This window comes from Streptomyces sp. NPDC054849 (genome assembly GCF_053610945.1).
The window spans coordinates 71,731-92,402 of record NZ_JBSGZI010000019.1 but is presented as its reverse complement, the minus strand read 5'-3'; the positions used below and the strand labels follow the sequence as shown (position 1 = coordinate 92,402).

Sequence of the window (20,672 nt, the reverse complement as noted above, 5' to 3'; positions counted from 1 at the left end):
GCCTTGGCCGGGCTCTCACCCGGCCCGGACCTCCTGGGGGCGGTCTGCGCCCCCGCTCGATCCCCGGCCGGGCCCCCGGACCGTGCCAGGGGCTCGGCTCGGGCCCTCCGGCGGCGGCCGGGGCGGGCCCGCGCGGGCCCGGATCGCGGGGGTGAAGGGGCCCGCCGTGACCCGGGCCGTCACCTCGGCGACCTCGCCCCCGACGTGGCAATGGGCCAGTGCCGCGCCCTGCGCCCGGGCCACCCGCAGGGCCGTGGCGCACGCGGTCTGCGGTCCGTGGGCCCACGTGGCCGCCGCCGCGAGCGCCGCCAGGTCGGCGGCGGCCGCCGCCCTGTGGCGGGCCACGACGGCCTGGCCGAGCACCAGCACACCGCCGAAGACCACACCCAGGACCATCGCCACCAGCGCCGCCCAGACCGTGGCCGAACCCCGGTCCCGGCTCACGGCGGCGGCCCCACGCTGTCCTCCGCCAGCGCCACCGCCTGCGCCCCGAGCCGTACCGGCAGCCCACGCGGCCCCGGCGCCGGCGCCGACACCCGGACCCGCCAGAGGTCGCCCACCCGCTCGAGCTCCACCCGCGCCCCCGTCGGCGCGGCCCCCCCGGCCCCCCCGCCCCGCTCCTTCGTACCGCTTACTTCACGACGAGCGCGGTCCATGCCTTGACCCACTGCTCACGGTTCTCGGCGATGGTCTCCGGAGCCACGCTCACGGGCTTCTCGACCACCACACCGTGCTTGGTGAACAGCTCCGGCAGCGCGGCGTCCTTGATCACGGGGTTCACGAACATCTGGAGCGGCATGTCCTCCTGGAACTTCTTGCTGACCAGGAAGTCCACAAGCGCCTTGCCGCCCTCCTCGTTCTTCGCGCCCTTCAGCAGACCCGCGAACTCGATCTGGCGGAAGCAGGTGCCGGTGGCGACGCCCGTCGGGGCCTCGGTCGGCTGCGGCTCGCCGTACAGCACCTCGACCGGCGGGCTGGAGGCGTAGGAGACGACCAGCGGGCGGTCGCCCTTGGCCTTCTTGCCGCCCGCGGAACCGGAGAAGCGCTCGTTGTAGGCCTGCTCCCAGCCGTCGACGACCTCGACGCCGTTGGCCTTCAGCTTGCTCCAGTAGTCCTTCCAGCCCTCCTCGCCGTACGTGCCGACGGAGGCGAGCATGAAGCCGAGGCCGGGCGAGGAGGTCGCGGCGTTCTCCACGACGAGCAGGTTCTTGTACTCCGGCTTGGTCAGGTCGTCCAGCGTCTGCGGCGGGGCGATCTTCTTGTCGGCGAAGTAGGCCTTGTCGTAGTTGACGCAGATGTCACCGGAGTCGATCGGGGTGACCCGGTGCTCCTTGTCGAGCACGTACTCGGGCTTCACCCCGTCCAGGCCCTTGGCCTCGTACGGCGTGAAGATGCCGTTGTCGAGAGCGCGCGAGAGGAGCGTGTTGTCCACACCGAAGAAGACGTCGCCGCGCGGGGATCCCTTGGTGAGGATCTCCTGGTTCAGCGCCGCGCCCGCGTCCCCGGACTTCAGCACCTTGACGGTGTAGCCGCTCTGCTGCTCGAACTCCTTGAGGACCGTGTCGGTCACGTTGAAGGAGTCGTGGGAGACGAGCGTGACGGTCTTGGACTTCGGGGCCCCGCTCGCGCCCCCGGTCTTGTCCTCGGCGTCGCCGCCGCCGCAGGCGCTGAGCGTGGTGACGCCCAGCGCCGCCGCGAGCGCGGCGCCCGCGATCTTCTTGGTGGTGCTCACTGGTGAATTCCTCCTGGGATGACCAGGAGAAGACGCGGCCCTGCCCGGCGCTCAGTGGGAGCGGACGCCGGGCAGGGCGCAACAGCATGAGTGGTGACCGAACTTCCTACCCCGAATGACCGGGGCGAGGTTCAGAGGGTCTGCGGATGACGGATACCGCACTCTCAGCGCTGTGGCGCTCCCCTGTCGGAATATGAAATTGGTTCGGCCACAGGGTACCCCGTGGCCGAATGTGAACGTCACTGACCGGAATCTAGCGCTCCGAGGCGGCGAGCTGGCCGCACGCGCCGTCGATCTCCTGGCCGCGGGTGTCCCGTACGGTCACGGGCACGCCGTGCCGGGCGATGGCCTCCACGAAGGCCTTCTCGTCCTCGGGCCGCGAGGCGGTCCACTTCGAGCCGGGCGTCGGGTTCAGCGGGATCAGGTTGACGTGCACACGCTTGCCCTTGAGCAGCTTGCCGAGCAGGTCACCGCGCCAGGCCTGATCGTTGATGTCGCGGATCAGGGCGTACTCGATCGAGATCCGGCGGCCGGACTTCTCGGCGTACTCCCAGGCCGCGCCGAGCACCTCGCGGACGTTCCAGCGGGTGTTCACGGGGACCAGCGTGTCGCGCAGCTCGTCGTCGGGGGCGTGCAGCGAGACGGCGAGGCGGCACTTGAAGCCCTCGTCGGCGAAGCGCAGCATGGCCGGGACCAGACCGACGGTGGAGACGGTGATGCCGCGCTGCGACAGACCCAGGCCGTCGGGCTCCGGGTCGGTGAGCCGGCGGATGGCGCCGACGACGCGGTTGTAGTTGGCCAGCGGCTCGCCCATGCCCATGAAGACGATGTTCGACAGGCGCGCGGGGCCGCCGGGGACCTCGCCGTCGCGCAGCGCGCGCATGCCGTCGACGATCTGGTGCACGATCTCGGCGGTGGAGAGGTTGCGGTCCAGGCCGGCCTGGCCGGTGGCGCAGAACGGGCAGTTCATGCCGCAGCCGGCCTGCGAGGAGATGCACATGGTGACGCGGTCGGGGTAGCGCATCAGAACGGACTCGACGAGCGTGCCGTCGTGCAGCTTCCACAGGGTCTTGCGGGTGGTGTCGCCGTCGCAGCTGATGTGCCGGATGACGTTCATCAGGTCCGGGAAGAGCTCCTGCTGGAGCTTCTCGCGGGAGCCCGCCGGGATGTCCGTCCACTGGGCCGGGTCGTGCGCGTAGCGGGCGAAGTAGTGCTGGGAGAGCTGCTTGGCCCGGAAGGGCTTCTCACCGATCGCGGCGACCGCCTCGCGGCGCTCCTCCGGCGTGAGGTCGGCGAGGTGCCGGGGCGGCTTCTTGGCTCCGCGGGGGGCGACGAAGGTGAGCTCTCCCGGAACAGGGCGGGCCATGGCAGGTACTCCTCGTAAGACGAAAGGCGCGCCGCAGAAGCAGCACGCCTTTCAAGAGTAACCGCCCGGGCTCCGTCAGCCGGTGCCGACGAAGGCCGCCAGCAGCAGCCACACCACCGGTGCGGTCGGCAGCAGGGAGTCGAGCCGGTCCATGATGCCGCCGTGGCCCGGCAGGAGCGTGCCCATGTCCTTGATGCCCAGGTCCCGCTTGATCATCGACTCGCCCAGGTCGCCCAGGGTGGCGCTGACCGCGACCGCGAGGCCGAGCACCAGGCCCTGCCACCAGGAGCCGCCGTCGATCAGGAACTCCATGCAGAGGGCGCCGGCCGCCATCGCGAAGGCCACCGCGCCGAACAGCCCCTCACGGGTCTTGCCGGGGCTGATGCGCGGCGCGAGCTTGTTCTTCCCGAAGCGCCAGCCGACCGCGTAGGCCCCGGTGTCGCTGACCACCGTGAGGAGCAGGAAGGTGATCACGCGCTGGGGGCCGTCGTCGGCGGTGAGCAGCATCGCGACGAACGTGGCCAGGAAGGGCACGTAGAACGCCGCGAAGGCGCCCGCCGTCACGTCCTTGAGGTAGTCCTCGGGCGGTTCGGTCATCCGCCACACCAGGACCGCCAGCACGGTCAGGGCCATGGCGACCCAAGCGCCCTCGGCCCCCCGGACGTACCCGGCGATGACCATGGCCGCGCCACCGACCGCGAGCGGGACCAGAGGGGCCTTGATGCCCTTCTTCTCCTGGAGCCGGGAGGTGAGCTCCCACAGACCGACGACGACCGCCACGACGATGACGCCGACGAAGACGGCCTTGACGATCAGCAGCGAGGCGAAGATCACCGCGCCGAGACCGACGCCCACCCCTATGGCGGCGCGCAGGTCCCGCCCCGCGCGCTTCTTCGGCGGCGGAGGAGAGTCGTCCTGCGGCTGCTGGGCATGCGGAGGCGGGGGGCTGGGCATGGGCTCCTGCGACGGCGTATCGGCGCGGAAGAGGGGGCCGCCGTCCGATGCGGCCCCCCGATCGCGTGCTTCCCGGTCGTCGAAGTCACGGCCGGCGGCATCGGGCACGATGGGCATGGGCCGAGTGTGCGGGCCCACCTGCGCATCGTATGCGGGACCCGCCGGAACCGGCTCCGGCTGCCAGGAAGAGTCGTTCATCAGACTTCGAGGAGCTCGGCTTCCTTGTGCTTCAGGAGCTCGTCCACCTGCGCGACGTACTTCGCGGTGGTGTCGTCGAGCTCCTTCTCGGCGCGGCGCACCTCGTCCTCGCCGGCCTCCTTGTCCTTGACGAGCTTGTCAAGGGCGTCCTTGGCCTTGCGGCGGACGGCGCGGATGGAGACCTTGGAGTCCTCGGCCTTGGTGCGCGCGACCTTGATGTACTCCTTGCGGCGGTCCTGCGTCAGCTCGGGGAAGGTCACCCGGATGATGCTGCCGTCGTTGCTCGGGTTGACACCGAGGTCGGAGTCGCGGATGGCCTGCTCGATGTTGCGCAGGGCGCTCTTGTCGAACGGGGTCACGATCGCCATGCGCGGCTCGGGCACCGAGAAGGAGGCGAGCTGGTTGATGGGCGTGATGGCGCCGTAGTAGTCCGCCACGATCTTGTTGAACATCGCCGGGTGCGCACGGCCGGTGCGAATCGCGGCGAAGTCTTCCTTGGCGACGACGACGGCCTTTTCCATCTTCTCCTCGGCCTCGAGGAGGATCTCTTCGGTCACCACGTGCTCCTGCATGTCTTGAATGGATGGTTCAGGCGGGCGGGCCGGGCGGGCCGTTCCGGGCTCGGTCCGGCAGCGGACTGCTCAGGCCCGGGTTTCCTGGTCGCTGACGAGCGTGCCGATCTTCTCACCCTTGACGGCGCGGGCGATATTGCCCTCGGCCAGCAGCTCGAACACGAGGATCGGCAGCTTGTTGTCACGGCAGAGCGTGATCGCGGTGGCGTCGGCGACCTTGAGGTCGCGGGAGAGGACCTCGCTGTACTCCAGCGCGTCGAACTTCACCGCGTCCGGGTTCTTCTTCGGGTCGGAGTCGTAGACCCCGTCGACCCCGTTCTTGCCCATGAGCAGGGCCTCGGCGTCGATCTCGAGGGCACGCTGGGCGGCCGTGGTGTCGGTGGAGAAGTAGGGCATGCCCATACCGGCGCCGAAGATGACGACGCGGCCCTTCTCCAGGTGCCGCACGGCACGCAGCGGGATGTACGGCTCGGCGACCTGGCCCATGGTGATGGCGGTCTGCACGCGGGAGTCGATGCCCTCCTTCTCCAGGAAGTCCTGGAGGGCGAGGCAGTTCATGACCGTGCCGAGCATGCCCATGTAGTCGGACCGGGCCCGGTCCATGCCGCGCTGCTGGAGTTCGGCGCCGCGGAAGAAGTTGCCGCCGCCGATCACGATGGCGATCTCCGCGCCGTCGCGGACGACCGCGGCGATCTCACGCGCGATGGCGTGGACGACGTCGGGGTCGACGCCGAGTCCTCCGCCACCGGAGAAGGCCTCGCCCGACAGCTTCAGCATGAAGCGGCGGCCCTTCTGGTTCTGGTCGCTCTTGTCGTCGGATGCGGTGTGGGGGTCCACGCCCTGATTCATGGAGATCTCCTCGTGCACATACGAAGAAGGCCATTGCCGGTGGGTCCTTGCGGTTCCCTCTGCGGCAATGGCCTCCTCGTCAGATCTGCGGTCGTCCTGCGCGAACGCGGACGACTGCCTCAGACCCTACCGGGGTCCGGTGTCCGTCGCGTACGGACGGACTCAGATGCCGACCTTGATGCGCGCGAAGCGCTTCAGGGTGACACCGGCCTCGTCCAGAACCTTCTGGACGGACTTCTTGTTGTCCAGCGCGTACGGCTGGCCGAGGAGGGTGGCCTCCTTGAAGAAGCCGTTGACGCGACCCTCGACGATCTTCGCGATGGCGGCCTCGGGCTTGCCCTCCGCGCGGGTGACCTCTTCGGCGATGCGGCGCTCGGACTCGACCTTCTCGGCCGGGACGTCCTCGGCGGACAGCCACTGCGGGGCGAACGCGGCGATGTGCTGCGCGACACCGCGGGCCACGTCGGCGTTCTCCTTGTCGAGCTCGACCAGGACACCGATCTGGAACGGCAGGTCGGGCATCGTACGGTGCATGTACGAGGTCACGTAACCGCCGGTGAACTGCGCGAAGCGGTCCAGGACGATCTTCTCGCCGAGGTTGGCGTTGGCCTCGTCGACGAAAGCGGTGACGGTCTTGCCGGGCTCGATCTCGGACGCGAGCAGCGCCTCGATGTCGGCCGGGGAGGTGGCGGCCACGTGGGCGGCCAGCTGGTTGGCGACGGCCAGGAACTTCTCGCCCTTGGCGACGAAGTCGGTCTCGCACTTCAGCTCGACGATGACACCGGAGGTGTTGTCGTCGGAGATGAGGGAGACGACCGCACCGTTCTCGGCAGAACGGCCTTCGCGCTTGGCGACGCCCTTCTGACCCTTGATGCGGAGCGCTTCCATGGCCTTGTCGACGTCACCGTCGGCGTCCACGAGCGCGTTCTTGCAGTCCAGCATGCCGGCGCCGGTGAGCTCGCGGAGCTTCTTGACGTCAGCGGCGGTGTAGTTCGCCATGAGTCTGTGATTCTCTCTCGAAGTCGTAGATCTACGGGTGAACGGCGGAGGCGCCGCGCTTGTGGCGCGGCTCCCCCGCCGTCATCGTCCGTGCTGTGAGTGCCCGGCGCGTGAACGCCGGGCGCTCTCAGTGGGTCAGGCCTGCTCGGCGTCGGCGGCCGGCGCCTCGGCGGCGGGGGCCTCGTCCGCGGGGGCCTCGGCGGCCGGAGCAGCCTCGGTCTCGGCGGCGGCGGCGACCGGAGCGGCCTCGGCGTCGTCGGCCTTCTTGTCACCCTCGAGCAGGTCGCGCTCCCACTCGGCGAGCGGCTCGGCGGCGGCCTTCTCGCCCGGCTTCGAGTCGCCGGTCGCAGCGCCGGAGCGGGCGATGAGGCCCTCGGCGACGGCGTCGGCGATCACGCGGGTGAGCAGGGTGACGGAACGGATCGCGTCGTCGTTACCCGGGATCTTGTAGTCGACCTCGTCGGGGTCGCAGTTGGTGTCGAGGATCGCGACGACCGGGATGTGGAGCTTGCGCGCCTCACCGACGGCGATGTGCTCCTTCTTGGTGTCGACGATCCAGACGGCGCTGGGGACCTTCGACATCTCGCGGATACCACCGAGGGTCTTCTCCAGCTTGATCTTCTCGCGGGAGAGGACCAGGAGCTCCTTCTTGGTGAGACCCGAGGCGGCGACGTCCTCGAAGTCGATCGCCTCAAGCTCCTTCAGACGCTGAAGGCGCTTGTAGACGGTGGAGAAGTTGGTGAGCATGCCACCCAGCCAGCGCTGGTTGACGTACGGCATACCAACGCGCGTCGCCTGCTCGGCGATGGCCTCCTGGGCCTGCTTCTTGGTACCGACGAACATGATGGAGCCACCGTGCGCGACGGTCTCCTTCACGAACTCGTAGGCGCGGTCGATGTACGACAGCGACTGCAGCAGGTCGATGATGTAGATGCCGTTGCGCTCCGTGAAGATGAAGCGCTTCATCTTCGGGTTCCAACGGCGGGTCTGGTGACCGAAGTGGACGCCGCTTTCCAGCAGCTCCCGCATCGTGACGACGGCCATGGCCATCTCCTTGGTTTCTCGGTTTGGTTCCTGACGCCCCACCGCGCCCTGCCCCAAGAGGGACCGAGAGACGCTGCCACCTGGCCGTTTCGGGCTGGTGGCGGGGCGTGCGAAGTCGACCCGGTGACCCGGATCGCCACAAGAAGTGTACGGGACCCGGCGGCATGCCGGGTGACGCCGTTGTCCACAATGCCGGGGCCGTCCACAGGCCGGCTCGCGGCCCGGCGCGTGCGCGGGACGCTGTGGGCCATGACGACCTTGCTGCTCAGCCTGCTCCTGGTCCTGGCCCAGGCGGCCGTTCCCGGGATCCGCCCGCTGCCCGCACCGCTGTCGGTGGCGCGCTGGTGGGATCCGCCCCCGACCCCGTATGCGGCCGGCCACCGCGGTGTGGACCTCTCCGCCCCGGTGGGCGCGGAGCTCCGGGCGGTCGCGTCCGGCCGGGTCCACTACGCAGGACAGGTCGCGGGCCGCGGGGTCCTCTCCCTCTCCCTGCCGAACGGGCTGCGCACGACCTACGAGCCGGTCCGGCCGCTGGTCGCGGAGGGCGAGCAGGTCACGGCGGGCCAGGTGGTGGCGGTCCTGACGGGCGGCTCACACTGCCCGGCACCTTGTCTTCACTGGGGCCTCCTGGCCGGCGAGGTCTACCTGAACCCGCTCACCCTCCTCCCCCGACCCACAGCTCGCCTCCTGCCCCACCCCGGCATCGACCCCTTCGGCCCCGCCGGCGCCTGAGGCGCTCGTTCAGCCCCGCCGGCGCCTGAGGCGCTCGTTCAGCCCCGCCGGCGCTCCAGGCGCGCAATCGTCTGGGCGTAGCCCGGGGACTTCAGCCCCGCACTCCCCTCAGAGCCATAGCCACGGCGGCCTCCGTCACGACGGCGGGATCCTCCGCGGCCCCGAGCTCGATCCGCCGGACGGCTGCGTCCACGACCCCCTGCAACAGCATCGCGGCCAGCCTCGGCTCCGCCTGCCCCAGAGAACTCAGCGCCTCGACGATCATCGCCACCAGCCCGCCGTGGGCCGCACGGATCTTCTCGCGCGCCCCGGCGTCCAGCTCGCTGGCCGAGATCGCCACCACGGCCCGGTGCCGCCGGTCGCCCACCAGCCCCAACTGGCTGCGCACGTAGGCCTCGATCTTCGCCTCCGGCGACTGCGCCTGCTCCATGGCCGCCTCGATCTCGGCGGCCCACACGGGGAAGTCCACGGCGCACAGCTCTTCGACCACGGCCGCGCGGGAGCGGAAGTACTCGTACACGGAGGACCGGGCGAGGCCGGTCCGCTCCGCGAGGGCGGGGAAGGTCAGCGCCTCCGTCCCGCCTTCGGACAGCAGGGAACGCGCAGCGTCCAAGAGGGCGCCGCGCTGCATCGACCGGTGCTCGGCCACGGAGGCCGCTCGAATCCTGGGCACGCATCCACTGTACGGAGGTACCGCAACCTCACCGTCCCACATCCGCCAACTTCGCGCGCAGTTGCAGCACGGACTTGGTGTGGATCTGACTGACCCGGCTCTCGGTGACGCCCAGTACGTTGCCGATCTCCGCCAGCGTGAGGCCCTCGTAGTAGTAGAGGGTCACCACGGTCTTCTCCCGCTCGGGCAGTGTGTTGATGGCCCGCGCCAGCAGACGCCGCAGTTCGCGGTCCTCCGCCACCTCCACCGGATCGTCGGCGGCGGTGTCCTCCAGCGTGTCCATCAGCGAGAGGCGGTCACCGCCCTCCCCGCCGGCGTGCAGCAGCTCTTCCAGGGCGACCACGTTCGCCAGGGACAACTGGCTGAAGACGGTGTGCAGATCCTCCACCCCGATCCCCATCTCCCGGGCGACCTCGCTCTCCGTGGGGGTGCGCCGCAGCTGCGCCTCCAGCGTGGCGTAGGCCCGCTCCACGGCCCGGGCCTTCTGCCGGACCGAGCGGGGGATCCAGTCCAGCGCCCGCAGCTCGTCGATCATGGCGCCGCGGATCCGCGTGATCGCGTACGTCTCGAACTTGATCGACCGGTCGATGTCGAACTTCTCGATGGCGTCGATCAGCCCGAAGACCCCGGAGGAGACGAAGTCGGCCTGCTCCACGTTGGGCGGCAGGCCCACGCTGACGCGGCCGGCGACGTACTTCACCAGGGGCGAGTAGTGCAGGATCAGCTGCTCCCGCAGCCGTTCGTCACCGGAGTCCTTGTACGAGCGCCACAGCACCTCCAGGGACGAGGGCGCGGTGGACCGCACGCCGCCGCGGGCAGCGGGGGGCACCGCAGCGCGGTCAGACCCTGAGGTGTGCTGGGGCATGCTTCGCCTTTGCCGGAGCCGGATTCCTTGGGAGCGTAGCGTGACGGAAGTGTCGCGGTGCGCGAAGAGTACGGGATGGCGCGGGGTCGCAGAGGCGCCCCGACTCGCGTGCCCGACCCGGGACCGGCGCATGGCGCACGGTCCCGACGACTGCCACCGGGAAGACCGCGTCTCTCATCGGTTTCACTCTTTCACCGGAACACCCCAGGTCAACGACCGCCTCGCCGGGGGGCTTCGGTTTATGTGCCTCCCCCAGCCGTTTGTCGGCTCAACTGCCAGCCGTCGCCCTGCCGTTCGACGAACCCCAGAGAGTGAAGTTCGTACAGTCTGCCGATGACTTCATCGGCGCCGGTGCCGGAGGCACGTGCCAACTCAGCCGCGCTCACCGGGCGGCCGGCCGGGAGTGCTTCGAGCACGCGGACGGTGTCGGGGTCGAGCAGGTCCCGGGCCAGCACCGGCCCGCGCCGCTCGGGAGCCAGCTCGCCGATGGAGCCGACCAGTTCCGCCACCTCCGCCGCGTCGGTGACGAGCACGGCCTCGCCCCGCAGCAGTTCGTGCACCCCGCCCGAGAGCCCGCTGGTGGCGGGGCCCGGGACGCCCATCGTGAACCGCCCGAGCCGCTGGGCCCGGCGGGCAGTGACCAGGGATCCACTGCGGTGGGCGGCCTCCACGACGACGGTGCCCCGCGTGAGGGCGGCGATGACCCGGTTGCGCAGGACGAACCGGCTGGGCGTCGGATGACTGCCGGGTGGCAGCTCCCCGAGGATCAGCCCCTGGCCGGCGATCCGGCCGAGCAGCCCGGCATGCCCCCGCGGGTAGGCGACGTCCACCCCGCAGGCCAGCACCGCCGCCGTGGCGCCCCCGGAGGCGAGGGCCCCGCGGTGGGCGGCGCCGTCGATTCCGAACGCGGCGCCGGAGACCACGACCCAGCCCCGCTCGGCGAGTCCGGCGGCCAGGACCTGGGCCATGTGCGCGCCGTACGGGGTGCAGGCCCGGGCCCCCACGACGGCGACCGAACGCAGCGCCCAGGTCCGCAGGTTGGGGCTGCCCCGCAGCCACAGCCCGACGGGACGTTCGTCGCCGAGGTCGTCGAGCTGGCTCGGCCACTCCGCCGATCCCGGACATACGAACCGGCATCCCGACTCGGCGGCCAGTTCGAGGTCCCGCCGGGGGTCGGCCAGGGCCGCCCGTCTGCGGTACCCCGCGAGCCGCTCCGGCCCCACCCCGCCCGGAGCGTGGGGCTCCGACTCGTGGGCGGTCAGCAGCCGTATCAGCCCCGCGGCCCCGTACTCCCGCAGCCACCGCCCGCCGTGCGCGTCCCCGGGCTCCAGCACCCGGGTCAGCGCGGCCCGTGCCAGCAGCTCCCCCTCCCCTACCCCGGTCATGTCCCGGCCCCCGTCAGCGGCATCGCCCCGCGGGCGATCCCGGTCCGCAGCTCCAGCGCCACGGCCACGTCCAGCGCCTCGGGCCAGTCCCGGCCGCGCAGGTCGGCCACGGTCCAGGCGACGCGCAGGACCCGGTCCAGCCCGCGCGCGGTGAGCAGTCCCCGTTCGAGATCGCGCTCGGCCTGCGCCAGTGCTCCCGGACCCGCCTGCCACCGGGTCCGCAATTCCTGCCCGGGCACTTCGGAGTTGAGCCGCCACGGCGTGTCGGCGAGCCGGACCGCGGCGCGCTCCCGGGCCTCCCGCACCCGGTCGGCGACGACCGCGGTGGGTTCCCCCCGGCCGCCCTGCCCCAGCAGATCGGACCGGGTCACGGCCTCGACCTCCACCCTCAGGTCCACCCGGTCGAGCAGCGGCCCGGACAGCCGCGCCTGATAGCGCCGGATCACCGAGGGCGGGCATTCGCACCCGGCTCCGTGCAGGGTGTGTCTCCCGCACGGGCACGGGTTCGCGGCGAGCACCATCAGGAACCGGGCGGGCAGCCTTACCACTCCGGCGGCGCGGGCGATGACCACGTGTCCCGATTCGAGGGGCTGCCGCAGCGCGTCCAGTGCCCGGCTGTGGAACTCCGCGGCCTCGTCCAGGAAGAGCACGCCCCGGTGCGCCAGGGAGACCGCTCCCGGCCGGGGGATCCCGGTCCCGCCGCCCACCAGGGACTGCATGGTCGCCGAGTGGTGCGGTGCGCAGTAGGGCGGCCTGGAGACCAGCGGTTCGCCGGGCGGAAGGATTCCCGCGACCGAGTGGACGGCCGTGACCTCCACCGAGTCCTGGCGGGTGAGAGGCGGCAGGATCCAGGGCAGCCGCTCGGCCAGCATCGTCTTGCCGGCTCCGGGCGGCCCGCTGAGGAAGAGGTGGTGCCCTCCGGCGGCCGCCACCTCCAGCGCGCGGCGCGCCGTGTGCTGCCCGGCCACGTCGGCGAGGTCGGGGAAGTCCGCGCACTCCCCCCGCCCCGGTCGGCCGGGGGCGAGGCCGGTGCCCAGTCCCGCGCCCGGGACGAGCAGTCCGGCCAGTATCGGGTCCGGGCGGCCCGGCGGGTCGGGGGCCTCCTGCGGCACCGCCTCGCCGGTGAGGACCGCGATGAGCTGACGCAGGCTGCGCACCCCGAGCACCGAGACGTCCGGCACGAGCGCGGCCTCGGCGGCGCACTGCTGCGGCACCACCACCTGCCGGTATCCCGCCTCCGCCGCGGCGAGGACGGCCGGCAGGATCCCCCGGACCGGACGCACCCGGCCGTCCAGCCCCAGCTCCCCGATGAGCACGAGATCGGCGATCGCTCCCGGGTCGACCACCTCCGCGGCCCCGAGCACCGCTGCTGCGACGGCCAGATCGAATCCGGCGCCGGACTTCGGTACGGAGGCGGGGCTCAGCCCGACCGTGAGCTTCTTCTGCGGCCAGGCCGCCCCCGAGTTGACGACGGCGGCACGGACCCGGTCCCGGCTCTCGACGAGGGTTTTGTCCGGCAGTCCCACCAGGGTGAAGGCCGCGACGCCGGGCTCCAGGTCGGCCTGCACCTCGACCACCACGCCGTCGACACCGACCAGGGCCACCGAGCAGGCTCGCGCGAACCCCATCAGGTCACCCCCCTGACGTGTTCCACCAGGGGCGCGCCGCGCCGCGGCAGCAGGACTCCGACGAGGTCGATGCGCACCCCGCCGGGGGGCGGCCCGCCGTGGTCGGCGAGCCAGCGTCCGGCGAGCCCGCGTAAGCGCTCGGCCTTGGCGGGCCGCACGGCGGCCATCGGGTGCTCGAACGCACCCGCCCGGCGCGTCTTGACCTCGCACACGACGAGGGCGTCCCCGTCCCGCGCGACGATGTCGATCTCCCCGCCACGGCACCGCCAGTTCCGCGCGATCACGGTCATCCCGGCCTCGGTCAGCCGCCGCGCCGCGAGTTCCTCGCCGTACCGCCCCAATGCCAATGCCTGCTGTGCCACGCCCTTCGCGTTCATCCGGCACCACCTCCGGCACCGACGATCCCGCGCCCCCGCGCACCTTGTGGATCTTGGTGGATGACCGGGCCGTTGTGGACAACCCCGTCACCCTCCCGGGTGAGGTCAGCTCCCGGGCAGTTCGAGGTCGCTCTTGTTGAGCTCCTCGATGTTCACGTCCTTGAAGGTCAGCACCCGTACCTGCTTCACGAAGCGGGCCGGCCGGTACATGTCCCAGACCCAGGCGTCGGCCATCGAGACCTCGAAGAACACCTCCCCCTGGACCGAGTGCACCTGCATCTCGTAGTCGTTGGTGAGGTAGAAACGGCGTTCGGTCTCGATCACGTACTTGAACAGCCCGACGACGTCGCGGTACTCCCGATAGAGCTTCAGCTCCATCTCGGTCTCGTACTTCTCGAGGTCCTCGGCGCTCATGGCATGTTCCCCTTCAGCCGTGCGTCCCCCTATTGTGCGCCAGGCCTCTGCGCCCCTAAACGATTTCCGGGGCCAGGACCACCGGCGCACCCGGAGGACCGTCGTCGAGCAGCGTACGGAGCAGCTCGGCGAGTCTGGTCGGGTACACCGTCTCACGGGCTGCGAGAAGTTCCTCGGAGGTCCACCACCTCGCTCCCGAGACGCTGCGCCGCTCCAGCTCGGTGAGCCCGCCCAACTCGGTCATGGTCTGGGTGGTCCGGGCCAGGAAATACCATTCGTCCTGTTCCCAGCGACGCCCGTCGAACGGGAAGGAGCAGTAGCGGTGCCACAGCACCGGCCCCAGCTCCACGTCGGTGATCCCCGTCTCCTCCGCCACCTCGCGCAGAGCCGCCTCCTCCCGGGTCTCCGTCCCCTCCAGCCCGCCGCCCGGGGTGAACCACCAGTCGTCCGAGGGGTCCGCCGGCTCGAAGCCGTGCAGCAGAAGGATCCGGTCCGCGGGGTCCAGCAGGATCACCCGCGACACCTTCCGGTGGCCGGCCCCGGCCGGGTCAGCGGGCACCGGCCCGCTCCTGCCGCCGCCCGCGCCCCACGACCCGTACGAACGGCCCGTACGCGGCCCCCAGGACCACCAGGGCGGCCCCGGCCACCACCGCCGCCAGCTGGAGCCGCAGCGGCCCGGACCGGGAGGTGCCGCCGGGCAGGCCGGCGTACGTCGCCGGCCGCTCCAGCATCGTCATGGAGGGCCAGGCCAGGGCGTCGACGCGGGCGCTGACGGCCGACCGCGGCACGGTTCCCTGCCCGGCCTCCTGCAGGTGGGCCCGCGAGTCCAGCGAGGCGGCCCGCCGGTCGCCCAGCAGGAAGAGCTTCCCCTCGGGGACCGTCACCTCGAAGGGGGTGCCGGGGGCCGGGGCCTGTCCGGGCGGCATGGCCAGGCCCGTGTCCGGCCTGGTGGTGTCGGCGTACGGCTCGTCCAGCGGCGTGCCGTTCACCGTCAGCTCGCCGCCCGCGCCGCAGCACTTCACCGTGTCGCCGCCGATGCCGACGACCCGCTTGACCATGGGCGAATCGCTCCACATGGAATCAGTAAAGATGACCACGTCCCCGCGGCGCACCTCACCGCCGTCGATGCGCTGCGCCAGCACGCGGTCGCCGGGCCGCACGGTCGGCATCATCGAGTCGGTCGGCACCGTGTAGGGCTGGTAGACGACCGCCCCCCACACGAAGCCGCCGAGGAAGAGCGCAAAACCGATGGCCACGGCGAGTCCCGACAGCACATTGCCGAGACCGCCGTGGCCACCCTTGCCCCTGCGTATCGCTTGTGTTCCGCCCATTCCAGCGCCCCCACACTTCGGGATCGTCTACCTGGGCGGCACCCTACCGGGCGGTACGACCGGTGGTCAGCTTCCGCCGGCGCCACATCACGATCGGAACCGCGCCCGCGAAGCCCAGCGCGGCAGGACCCAGCCCGACCGGCGCCAGTCCGGAGGCCCCCAGGCCCAGCGCGGTCGCCGCGGCCTGGTCGCCGATGCCCGGCTGGTCGAAGGTCTCCGGGATCGGCAGCGTGGACCAGCGGCTGATCGGCCACGCGACCACCACGGCCCGCCCGACGACCTTGTCGACCGGCACGAAGCCCTGCGTGGAGTCCTGCATGTGCCAGCGGGAGTCCTGGGAGTTCTGACGGTGGTCGCCCATCACCCAGATCTTGCCCTTGGGCACGGTGATCGGGCCGAAGGGGGCGTCGTCGCACGCGCTGTTGCCCGGGTAGATGTACGGCTCGTCGAGCACCTTGCCGTTGACGACGACCGGTCCGCCCTTCTTGCACTCGACCGTGTCCCCGCCGATGGCGATGGTCCGCTTGATCAGGTCCTTCTCCTCGGCGGACGGCATCAGGCCGATCCAGCTGAGGACCTTCTGCGCGAAGTTCGGGTCCGGGGTGGGCTCCCCCGAGAGCCAGTTCGCCGGGTCGTGGAAGACCACGACCTCACCGCGCTCCGGCTCGGATCCGAACCACGGGGTGAGCTTGTCCACGAGCACCCGGTCGCCGCGCTGCAGGGTGTCTTGCATCGAGTCGGACGGAATCGAGAACGCCTGGACCAGGAAGGTCTTGATCAGCAGGGCCAGCAGCAGGGCGATGCCGATGAGGAGCGGGAGCTCCACCCAGAACGAGCGGTGCGTGCGGACCTCGTCACCGTCGTCCGCGCTGTCCGCGCCGTCGACGGCATCGTCCGGCCACTCCCCGCCGTCGTCGGGCCCGGATCGTGCGCCTACCGCCACATCCCCCACATCCACTCCTCACTCGCGTTCGCCGCCCGCGTCGAATCGGACACGGGCCCTCCCCTCCCTTAACGAGCGGGAGTTCCCTAAGGCTCGGGAGACCGAGGACACACTATGCGAACGGAGCGCCCCGACGGCGCCGTTGGCGGCCGCGTCCCTGACGCCGTGCCTGATCGGGGACCATGCGGAAGGTCTCGGGCTGTTCCAGCCGGTCCCAGTTCCCGAAGGGCCAGGCGATCACCACGGCCTCCCCCACGACCCCGTTCTCGTCGATGGTCCCCTGGAAGGCCTCGTCGAGGTGGAAACGGGAATCGGCGGAATTCGCCCGGTGATCGCCCATCACGAAGAGCCGGCCCGCCGGGACCTCCACCTCGAAGGGGATGTCCGACGGGTTGTTGCCCGGGTTCACGTACGGCTCATCGAGCGGCGAGCCGTTGACGGTGACCCGGCCCCTGCTGTCGCAGCACTTGACCGTGTCCCCGCCGACGCCGATGACCCGCTTGATCAGGTCCTGCTCGTCGGCCGAGGGCAGCAGGCCGATGAAGGTCAGGGTCTGCTTGATCTGCTTGATCACGACCGGGTCCGGGGCCGGTCGGGCCACCTCGCCCTTGAGCCAGCCGCCGGGGTCCTTGAACACGACGACGTCGCCGCGCTCGACCTTGGAGCCGAACCACGGGGTCAGCTTGTCCACGAGGACCCGGTCGCCGATCCGGATGGTCTGCTCCATGGAGCCCGACGGGATGAAGAAGGCCTGCACCAGGAAGGTCTTGAGGAGCAGGGCGATGCACAGCGCCACCACCACGAGCAGCGGCAGCTCGCCCGCCCTGCGGGTGCGGCGGCGCCGCCGCACCCTTCGGGCCAGCCGGCGCCGTTCGGCCCGGCCGCCCTCCACCACCGGCTCCGGTTCGGGCTCCGGCTCGGGCTCCCGCTCCCGTCCGCCCCGGGGCCGTCCCCGGCTACCCATGACGGCCGCCGACGGCACCCCAGCGAGACACCGGCCAGCCGATCCAGTCGGCCCGCCCGATCACCATCTCCACCGGCACCATCCCCCCGCCCGGTTCCCCGAGGTGGTCCCGCGAGTCCCGGGACTGCGACCGATGATCACCCATCACCCACAGGGTTCCCAGCGGGACGACGATCCGGAAGGGCACCTTCGAGGGCGCGTCGCCGGGATACAGGTACGGCTCGTCCAGCGGCACGCCGTTGACCTTGACCCGCCCGCCCGCGTCGCAGCACACCACATCGTCACCGCCCACGCCCACGACCCGCTTCACGAAGTCGGTGTCGGACGGCTCCGCGAGCCCGAGCGCCGAGGCCGCGCCGTGCAGCAGCGCGCCGACCGGATGGCCGTCGGGGCGTTCCCGTACGAAGGACCCCGTGCCGTCGAAGACCACCAGGTCCCCCCGGCGCGGCTGGTCGCCGAAACGGTACGCCAGCTTGTTGACCAGCACCCGGTCCCCGACCTGCAGCGTCGGCTCCATGGAGCGGCTCGGGATCAGGAAGGGCTGGATCACGAAGTTGCCGAACAGCAGCAGGAAGACGGTGCAGATCACGCCGAGCGCTCCGGCCCGGCGCCAGGTCAGCCGGTGAGGCCGCCGGGTCGCGGTCCGCCCGGCCCGGGAGAACGCAAAACGCGGCCGCCCCTCCCCCTCGACGGGGGAGGAGTGGCCGCGCTGCGTGTGAGGTGCTTCGGTGTCCATCGGGGGCGAGCCTATCCGGCCGCCCCCTGAACCCGGAGGGGACCTTACTTGTCGCGCTTCTCCTTGATCTTCGCGGCCTTGCCGCGGAGCTCACGGAGGTAGTACAGCTTGGCGCGGCGCACGTCACCACGGGTGACGAGCTCGATCTTCTCGAAGATCGGGGAGTGGACCGGGAAGGTACGCTCCACACCGACGCTGAAGGAGACCTTGCGGACCGTGAAGGTCTCGGAGACGCCGGCGCCCTGGCGACGGATGACGACGCCCTTGAACTGCTGGATACGGGAGCGGTTGCCCTCGATCACGCGGACGTGCACGTTGATCGTGTCACCCGGGCGGAAGGCCGGGACGTCCGAGCGGAGCGCGGCGGCGTTGACGCCATCGAGCAGGTGAGACATGTTCTTCGTCTGCTTTCTTCGCATGACGCCACAGGTCGCCAGTGCGGGTTTCCGTAGAGAATTCGGGAGCCGTGGGTCCCGGCGGACGACGGTCCCCCTGTGGCAGGGGCGCCCGCGAGCACACAGCAGCCGCCTATTCTTCCACGGCTTGCGGCCTGCACCAAAATCGGCCGTCCGCGGACGGCTTCCAGCCCAGGATGGAGAGGATCTCCCGGTCCTTCTTGTCGAAGGCGGAGGCCTCGCAGCGCTCGATCAGGTCGGGGCGGTTCTGCGCGGTCCGGCGGAAGGCCTCGTCCCGGCGCCAGCGGGCGATCTTTCCGTGGTGGCCGCTGAGCAGCACGTCGGGGATGTCGCGGCCGCGCCACAGCGGGGGCTTGGTGTAGACCGGCCCCTCCAGCAGGTTCGCCATCTCGCCGGGCGCGAAGGAGTCGTCGCGGTGCGATTCGGCGTTGCCGAGCACGCCGGGCAGCAGCCGGGCCACGGCCTCCGTGACCACCAGAACGGCGGCCTCGCCGCCCGCCAGGACGTAGTCGCCGATGGAGACCTCGTACACCGGCATGCGCGTGGCGTACTCGTCCATCACCCGGCGGTCGATGCCCTCGTACCGGGCCGGCGTGAAGATGAGCCACGGCCGCTCGGAGAGTTCGACGGCCAGTTCCTGCGTGAAGGGCCGGCCGCTGGGCGTGGGGACGACCATGACGGGTCCGTGCGCGCCCGCCTCGTAGCCGTCGGCCAGCGCCGCGTCCAGGGCCTCGCCCCACGGCTCGGTCTTCATGACCATGCCGGGACCGCCGCCGTACGGGGTGTCGTCGACCGTGTTGTGCCGGTCGTACGTCCAGTCCCGCAGGTCATGGACGTGTACGTCGAGCTGCCCGCGGGCGCGGGCCTTGCCGACGAGCGAGACGTTCAGCGGCTCCAGGTACTCGGGGAAGATCGTGACGACGTCGAGACGCATCAGGCCTTGTCCCCGGCGTCCTCGTCACGGGTCGAGTCGATGATCGCCTCACGCTCGTCGATCAGCCCCGGCGGCGGGGTGATGACGCAGCGCTGCTCCTCGAGGTCGATCTCGGCGACGATCTCCTCGACGAAGGGGATCATTACCTCGGAGCCGTCGGGCCGCTCGACGATGAAGAGGTCCTGCGAGGGCAGGTGGGAGATCTCGGTGATCCGGCCGATCTCGGTGCCGTCGGCGAGGACGACGTCCAGGTCCATCAGCTGGTGGTCGTAGTACTCGTCGGGCTCTTCGGGCAGCTCCGCCGGGTCCACTTCCGCGATCAGCAGGATGTTGCGCAGCGCCTCGGCGCCGGTGCGGTCCTTGACGCCGGCGAAACGGAGCAGGAGCCTCCCGCTGTGGACCCGGCCCGTCTCGATGGTCAGCGGTCCCGCCGACGCGGGCTCGGTCTGGAGCACGGCGCCGGGGCTGAGCCGCAGTTCCGGCTCGTCCGTGCGCACCTCCACGGTGACCTCACCCTTGATGCCGTGGGCGCGGCCGATCCGCGCGACTACCAGCTGCACTGTGTGTCTCTGCCCTTCTTGCGGCCGAACCGCCACCGCTCTCGCGGAGGTGGTACCTCTCCGTCGTGTTCTCTCGGGTCCATGGTGGCTCTGCCCGCGGGCAGAAACGACTCGGGCCGGGGTGGGCGACCAACGCCCTCCCCGGCCCGTGCCGGTGCTTCAACTTCTCAGCGGACCTGGTCCACGTCGACGAGGTCGACGCGGATCCCCCGGCCGCCGATGGCGCCCACGACGGTACGCAGAGCACGTGCGGTGCGGCCGTTGCGGCCGATCACCTTGCCGAGGTCGTCGGGGTGGACCCGGACCTCGAGCACCTGCCCGCGGCGCAGGTTGCGCGAGGCGACCTGCACATCGTCGGGGTTGTCCACAATGCCCTTCACGAGGTGCTCAAGAGCCTCCTCGAGCATGCTCAGGCCTCGGTCGACTCGGCGGTGGCCTCAGCCTCGTCCGCCTTCTTGTCGGCCTTCTTCTTCTGCGTGATGGCCTCGCCCTTGCCCTCGCCGATGCCCTCGAGGGCCTTGGCGAACTCGTCGAAGGAGCGACGCTTGCTCTCCTTCGTCTCCGGCTGGAGCAGCGGCGCGGGGGCGGGGAGACCCTTGTGGGCCTGCCAGTCACCGGTCAGCTTCAGGATGGCGAGCACAGCCTCGGTGGGCTGAGCGCCGACGGACAGCCAGTACTGCGCACGCTCGGCGTTGACCTCGATGCGCGACGGGTTGTAGGTCGGGTGGTAGATACCGATCTCCTCGATCGCGCGACCATCCCGGCGGGTGCGGGCGTCGGCGACGACGATGCGGTAGTGCGGCTGGCGAATCTTGCCGAGGCGCTTGAGCTTGATCTTGACTGCCACTGGAGTGGTGTCTCCTGAACTTGACGTGGTTGGGCACATGAGATGCCACGTGGGGTTGCGGTACTCGGGTGCCCGATGGACGCGTCAGCCGGAGGAGAGAGGGGTCCTATGCGACTGTCGAGTACAGCTAGCCATTGTGCCATACGCCTGCGG

The 20,672-nt window shown here is 71.0% G+C and carries 25 protein-coding genes; 1 reads left to right on the top strand and 24 read right to left on the bottom strand.

Features of this window, described 5'->3' with window-relative positions; translation table 11 throughout:
• Positions 1–15: 15 nt before the first annotated feature.
• From ACWGIF_RS11845 to rpsB, 8 genes are all read right to left on the bottom strand, one after another.
• Entirely contained in the window at positions 16–444 is a 429-nt protein-coding gene (locus ACWGIF_RS11845) for an Rv3654c family TadE-like protein (RefSeq protein WP_453494753.1), read from the bottom strand.
• 187 nt (positions 445–631) lie between these two features.
• Complete coding sequence (locus tag ACWGIF_RS11840) at positions 632–1,732, bottom strand: thiamine ABC transporter substrate-binding protein (RefSeq protein ID WP_453494750.1); 1,101 nt, start codon at positions 1,730–1,732, stop codon at positions 632–634.
• Between the two features lie 253 nt (positions 1,733–1,985).
• The gene (gene rlmN / locus ACWGIF_RS11835; protein ID WP_453494747.1) at positions 1,986–3,098 is read right to left on the bottom strand and encodes a 23S rRNA (adenine(2503)-C(2))-methyltransferase RlmN; all 1,113 of its coding nucleotides are present in this window, start codon (positions 3,096–3,098) and stop codon (positions 1,986–1,988) included.
• Positions 3,099–3,173: 75 nt separating this feature from the next.
• Positions 3,174–4,250 (bottom strand): phosphatidate cytidylyltransferase, encoded by a 1,077-nt coding sequence (locus ACWGIF_RS11830; RefSeq protein ID WP_453494744.1) that lies wholly within the window; start codon positions 4,248–4,250, stop codon positions 3,174–3,176.
• Positions 4,250–4,807 (bottom strand): ribosome recycling factor, encoded by a 558-nt coding sequence (frr, locus tag ACWGIF_RS11825; protein ID WP_031144133.1) that lies wholly within the window; start codon positions 4,805–4,807, stop codon positions 4,250–4,252. Before frr ends, ACWGIF_RS11830 begins: the two co-directional genes overlap by 1 nt.
• A gap of 84 nt (positions 4,808–4,891) precedes the next feature.
• Positions 4,892–5,671, bottom strand: coding sequence for a UMP kinase (pyrH, locus tag ACWGIF_RS11820; protein ID WP_453494741.1), 780 nt, complete (start codon positions 5,669–5,671; stop codon positions 4,892–4,894).
• A 162-nt stretch (positions 5,672–5,833) separates the two neighbouring features.
• Positions 5,834–6,670, bottom strand: a complete 837-nt coding sequence (tsf, locus tag ACWGIF_RS11815) for a translation elongation factor Ts (RefSeq protein ID WP_453494738.1) — start codon at positions 6,668–6,670, stop codon at positions 5,834–5,836.
• Between the two features lie 135 nt (positions 6,671–6,805).
• On the bottom strand, positions 6,806–7,714 hold the full coding sequence (gene rpsB / locus ACWGIF_RS11810) for a 30S ribosomal protein S2 (protein WP_453494735.1): 909 nt from the start codon (positions 7,712–7,714) through the stop codon (positions 6,806–6,808).
• Between the two features lie 249 nt (positions 7,715–7,963).
• Here rpsB and ACWGIF_RS11805 point away from each other — a divergent pair, with 249 nt between their 5' ends.
• Entirely contained in the window at positions 7,964–8,446 is a 483-nt protein-coding gene (locus tag ACWGIF_RS11805) for a M23 family metallopeptidase (RefSeq protein WP_453494732.1), read from the top strand.
• 91 nt (positions 8,447–8,537) lie between these two features.
• On the opposite strand, the gene ACWGIF_RS11800 is transcribed toward ACWGIF_RS11805, so the two are convergent.
• The 16 genes from ACWGIF_RS11800 to rpsP all read right to left on the bottom strand — a co-directional run bounded on the left by ACWGIF_RS11800 (position 8,538) and on the right by rpsP (position 20,519).
• On the bottom strand, positions 8,538–9,095 hold the full coding sequence (locus ACWGIF_RS11800) for a TetR/AcrR family transcriptional regulator (RefSeq protein WP_453494774.1): 558 nt from the start codon (positions 9,093–9,095) through the stop codon (positions 8,538–8,540).
• Positions 9,096–9,147: 52 nt separating this feature from the next.
• On the bottom strand, positions 9,148–9,984 hold the full coding sequence (whiG, locus tag ACWGIF_RS11795) for an RNA polymerase sigma factor WhiG (protein WP_453494729.1): 837 nt from the start codon (positions 9,982–9,984) through the stop codon (positions 9,148–9,150).
• A gap of 239 nt (positions 9,985–10,223) precedes the next feature.
• Complete coding sequence (gene dprA, locus ACWGIF_RS11790; protein WP_453494726.1) at positions 10,224–11,369, bottom strand: DNA-processing protein DprA; 1,146 nt, start codon at positions 11,367–11,369, stop codon at positions 10,224–10,226.
• On the bottom strand, positions 11,366–12,997 hold the full coding sequence (locus tag ACWGIF_RS11785; protein WP_453494723.1) for a YifB family Mg chelatase-like AAA ATPase: 1,632 nt from the start codon (positions 12,995–12,997) through the stop codon (positions 11,366–11,368). The genes dprA and ACWGIF_RS11785 overlap by 4 nt, the downstream gene beginning before the upstream one ends.
• Positions 12,997–13,374: a YraN family protein gene (locus ACWGIF_RS11780; RefSeq protein ID WP_453494720.1), complete on the bottom strand. Its 378-nt coding sequence runs from the start codon at positions 13,372–13,374 to the stop codon at positions 12,997–12,999. Before ACWGIF_RS11780 ends, ACWGIF_RS11785 begins: the two co-directional genes overlap by 1 nt.
• A 105-nt stretch (positions 13,375–13,479) precedes the next feature.
• The gene (locus tag ACWGIF_RS11775; RefSeq protein ID WP_005311352.1) at positions 13,480–13,788 is read right to left on the bottom strand and encodes a DUF2469 domain-containing protein; all 309 of its coding nucleotides are present in this window, start codon (positions 13,786–13,788) and stop codon (positions 13,480–13,482) included.
• Between the two features lie 55 nt (positions 13,789–13,843).
• Positions 13,844–14,347, bottom strand: a complete 504-nt coding sequence (locus ACWGIF_RS11770; RefSeq protein ID WP_453494717.1) for an NUDIX hydrolase — start codon at positions 14,345–14,347, stop codon at positions 13,844–13,846.
• A complete protein-coding gene (lepB, locus tag ACWGIF_RS11765) occupies positions 14,337–15,119 on the bottom strand; it encodes a signal peptidase I (RefSeq protein WP_453494714.1) in 783 nt (260 codons plus the stop codon). Before lepB (ACWGIF_RS11765) ends, ACWGIF_RS11770 begins: the two co-directional genes overlap by 11 nt.
• Positions 15,120–15,162: 43 nt before the next feature.
• A complete protein-coding gene (gene lepB / locus ACWGIF_RS11760; RefSeq protein ID WP_453494711.1) occupies positions 15,163–16,071 on the bottom strand; it encodes a signal peptidase I in 909 nt (302 codons plus the stop codon).
• Between the two features lie 103 nt (positions 16,072–16,174).
• A complete protein-coding gene (gene lepB, locus ACWGIF_RS11755) occupies positions 16,175–17,026 on the bottom strand; it encodes a signal peptidase I (protein WP_453494708.1) in 852 nt (283 codons plus the stop codon).
• Positions 17,019–17,762 (bottom strand): signal peptidase I, encoded by a 744-nt coding sequence (gene lepB / locus ACWGIF_RS11750; RefSeq protein ID WP_453494705.1) that lies wholly within the window; start codon positions 17,760–17,762, stop codon positions 17,019–17,021. The genes lepB (ACWGIF_RS11755) and lepB (ACWGIF_RS11750) overlap by 8 nt, the downstream gene beginning before the upstream one ends.
• Before the next feature lie 44 nt (positions 17,763–17,806).
• Positions 17,807–18,157, bottom strand: coding sequence for a 50S ribosomal protein L19 (gene rplS, locus ACWGIF_RS11745; protein WP_030823745.1), 351 nt, complete (start codon positions 18,155–18,157; stop codon positions 17,807–17,809).
• Between the two features lie 133 nt (positions 18,158–18,290).
• Complete coding sequence (trmD, locus tag ACWGIF_RS11740; protein ID WP_453494702.1) at positions 18,291–19,112, bottom strand: tRNA (guanosine(37)-N1)-methyltransferase TrmD; 822 nt, start codon at positions 19,110–19,112, stop codon at positions 18,291–18,293.
• Positions 19,112–19,672: a ribosome maturation factor RimM gene (gene rimM / locus ACWGIF_RS11735; protein WP_453494699.1), complete on the bottom strand. Its 561-nt coding sequence runs from the start codon at positions 19,670–19,672 to the stop codon at positions 19,112–19,114. Before rimM ends, trmD begins: the two co-directional genes overlap by 1 nt.
• Positions 19,673–19,839: 167 nt before the next feature.
• Complete coding sequence (locus ACWGIF_RS11730; protein ID WP_007266827.1) at positions 19,840–20,079, bottom strand: RNA-binding protein; 240 nt, start codon at positions 20,077–20,079, stop codon at positions 19,840–19,842.
• Between the two features lie 2 nt (positions 20,080–20,081).
• Positions 20,082–20,519 carry a 30S ribosomal protein S16 gene (gene rpsP / locus ACWGIF_RS11725; protein ID WP_008737511.1) on the bottom strand — a complete coding sequence of 146 codons (438 nt, stop codon included), beginning with the start codon at positions 20,517–20,519 and terminating at the stop codon, positions 20,082–20,084.
• Positions 20,520–20,672 lie beyond the last annotated feature (153 nt).

What these genes read in the sequence shown, in the direction of transcription:
- tsf (WP_453494738.1), bottom strand. Translation starts at nt 6,670, where the DNA reads ATGGCGAACTACACCGCCGCTGACGTCAAGAAGCTCCGCGAGCTCACC.
- lepB (WP_453494708.1), bottom strand. Translation starts at nt 17,026, where the DNA reads ATGGGTAGCCGGGGACGGCCCCGGGGCGGACGGGAGCGGGAGCCCGAG.
- rpsB (WP_453494735.1), bottom strand. Translation starts at nt 7,714, where the DNA reads ATGGCCGTCGTCACGATGCGGGAGCTGCTGGAAAGCGGCGTCCACTTC.
- trmD (WP_453494702.1), bottom strand. Translation starts at nt 19,112, where the DNA reads ATGCGTCTCGACGTCGTCACGATCTTCCCCGAGTACCTGGAGCCGCTG.
- ACWGIF_RS11730 (WP_007266827.1), bottom strand. Translation starts at nt 20,079, where the DNA reads ATGCTCGAGGAGGCTCTTGAGCACCTCGTGAAGGGCATTGTGGACAAC.
- lepB (WP_453494705.1), bottom strand. Translation starts at nt 17,762, where the DNA reads ATGGACACCGAAGCACCTCACACGCAGCGCGGCCACTCCTCCCCCGTC.
- rplS (WP_030823745.1), bottom strand. Translation starts at nt 18,157, where the DNA reads ATGTCTCACCTGCTCGATGGCGTCAACGCCGCCGCGCTCCGCTCGGAC.
- ACWGIF_RS11805 (WP_453494732.1), top strand. Translation starts at nt 7,964, where the DNA reads ATGACGACCTTGCTGCTCAGCCTGCTCCTGGTCCTGGCCCAGGCGGCC.
- rlmN (WP_453494747.1), bottom strand. Translation starts at nt 3,098, where the DNA reads ATGGCCCGCCCTGTTCCGGGAGAGCTCACCTTCGTCGCCCCCCGCGGA.
- ACWGIF_RS11785 (WP_453494723.1), bottom strand. Translation starts at nt 12,997, where the DNA reads ATGGGGTTCGCGCGAGCCTGCTCGGTGGCCCTGGTCGGTGTCGACGGC.
- whiG (WP_453494729.1), bottom strand. Translation starts at nt 9,984, where the DNA reads ATGCCCCAGCACACCTCAGGGTCTGACCGCGCTGCGGTGCCCCCCGCT.
- dprA (WP_453494726.1), bottom strand. Translation starts at nt 11,369, where the DNA reads ATGACCGGGGTAGGGGAGGGGGAGCTGCTGGCACGGGCCGCGCTGACC.
- ACWGIF_RS11775 (WP_005311352.1), bottom strand. Translation starts at nt 13,788, where the DNA reads ATGAGCGCCGAGGACCTCGAGAAGTACGAGACCGAGATGGAGCTGAAG.
- lepB (WP_453494714.1), bottom strand. Translation starts at nt 15,119, where the DNA reads ATGGGCGGAACACAAGCGATACGCAGGGGCAAGGGTGGCCACGGCGGT.
- ACWGIF_RS11830 (WP_453494744.1), bottom strand. Translation starts at nt 4,250, where the DNA reads ATGAACGACTCTTCCTGGCAGCCGGAGCCGGTTCCGGCGGGTCCCGCA.
- pyrH (WP_453494741.1), bottom strand. Translation starts at nt 5,671, where the DNA reads ATGAATCAGGGCGTGGACCCCCACACCGCATCCGACGACAAGAGCGAC.
- ACWGIF_RS11780 (WP_453494720.1), bottom strand. Translation starts at nt 13,374, where the DNA reads ATGAACGCGAAGGGCGTGGCACAGCAGGCATTGGCATTGGGGCGGTAC.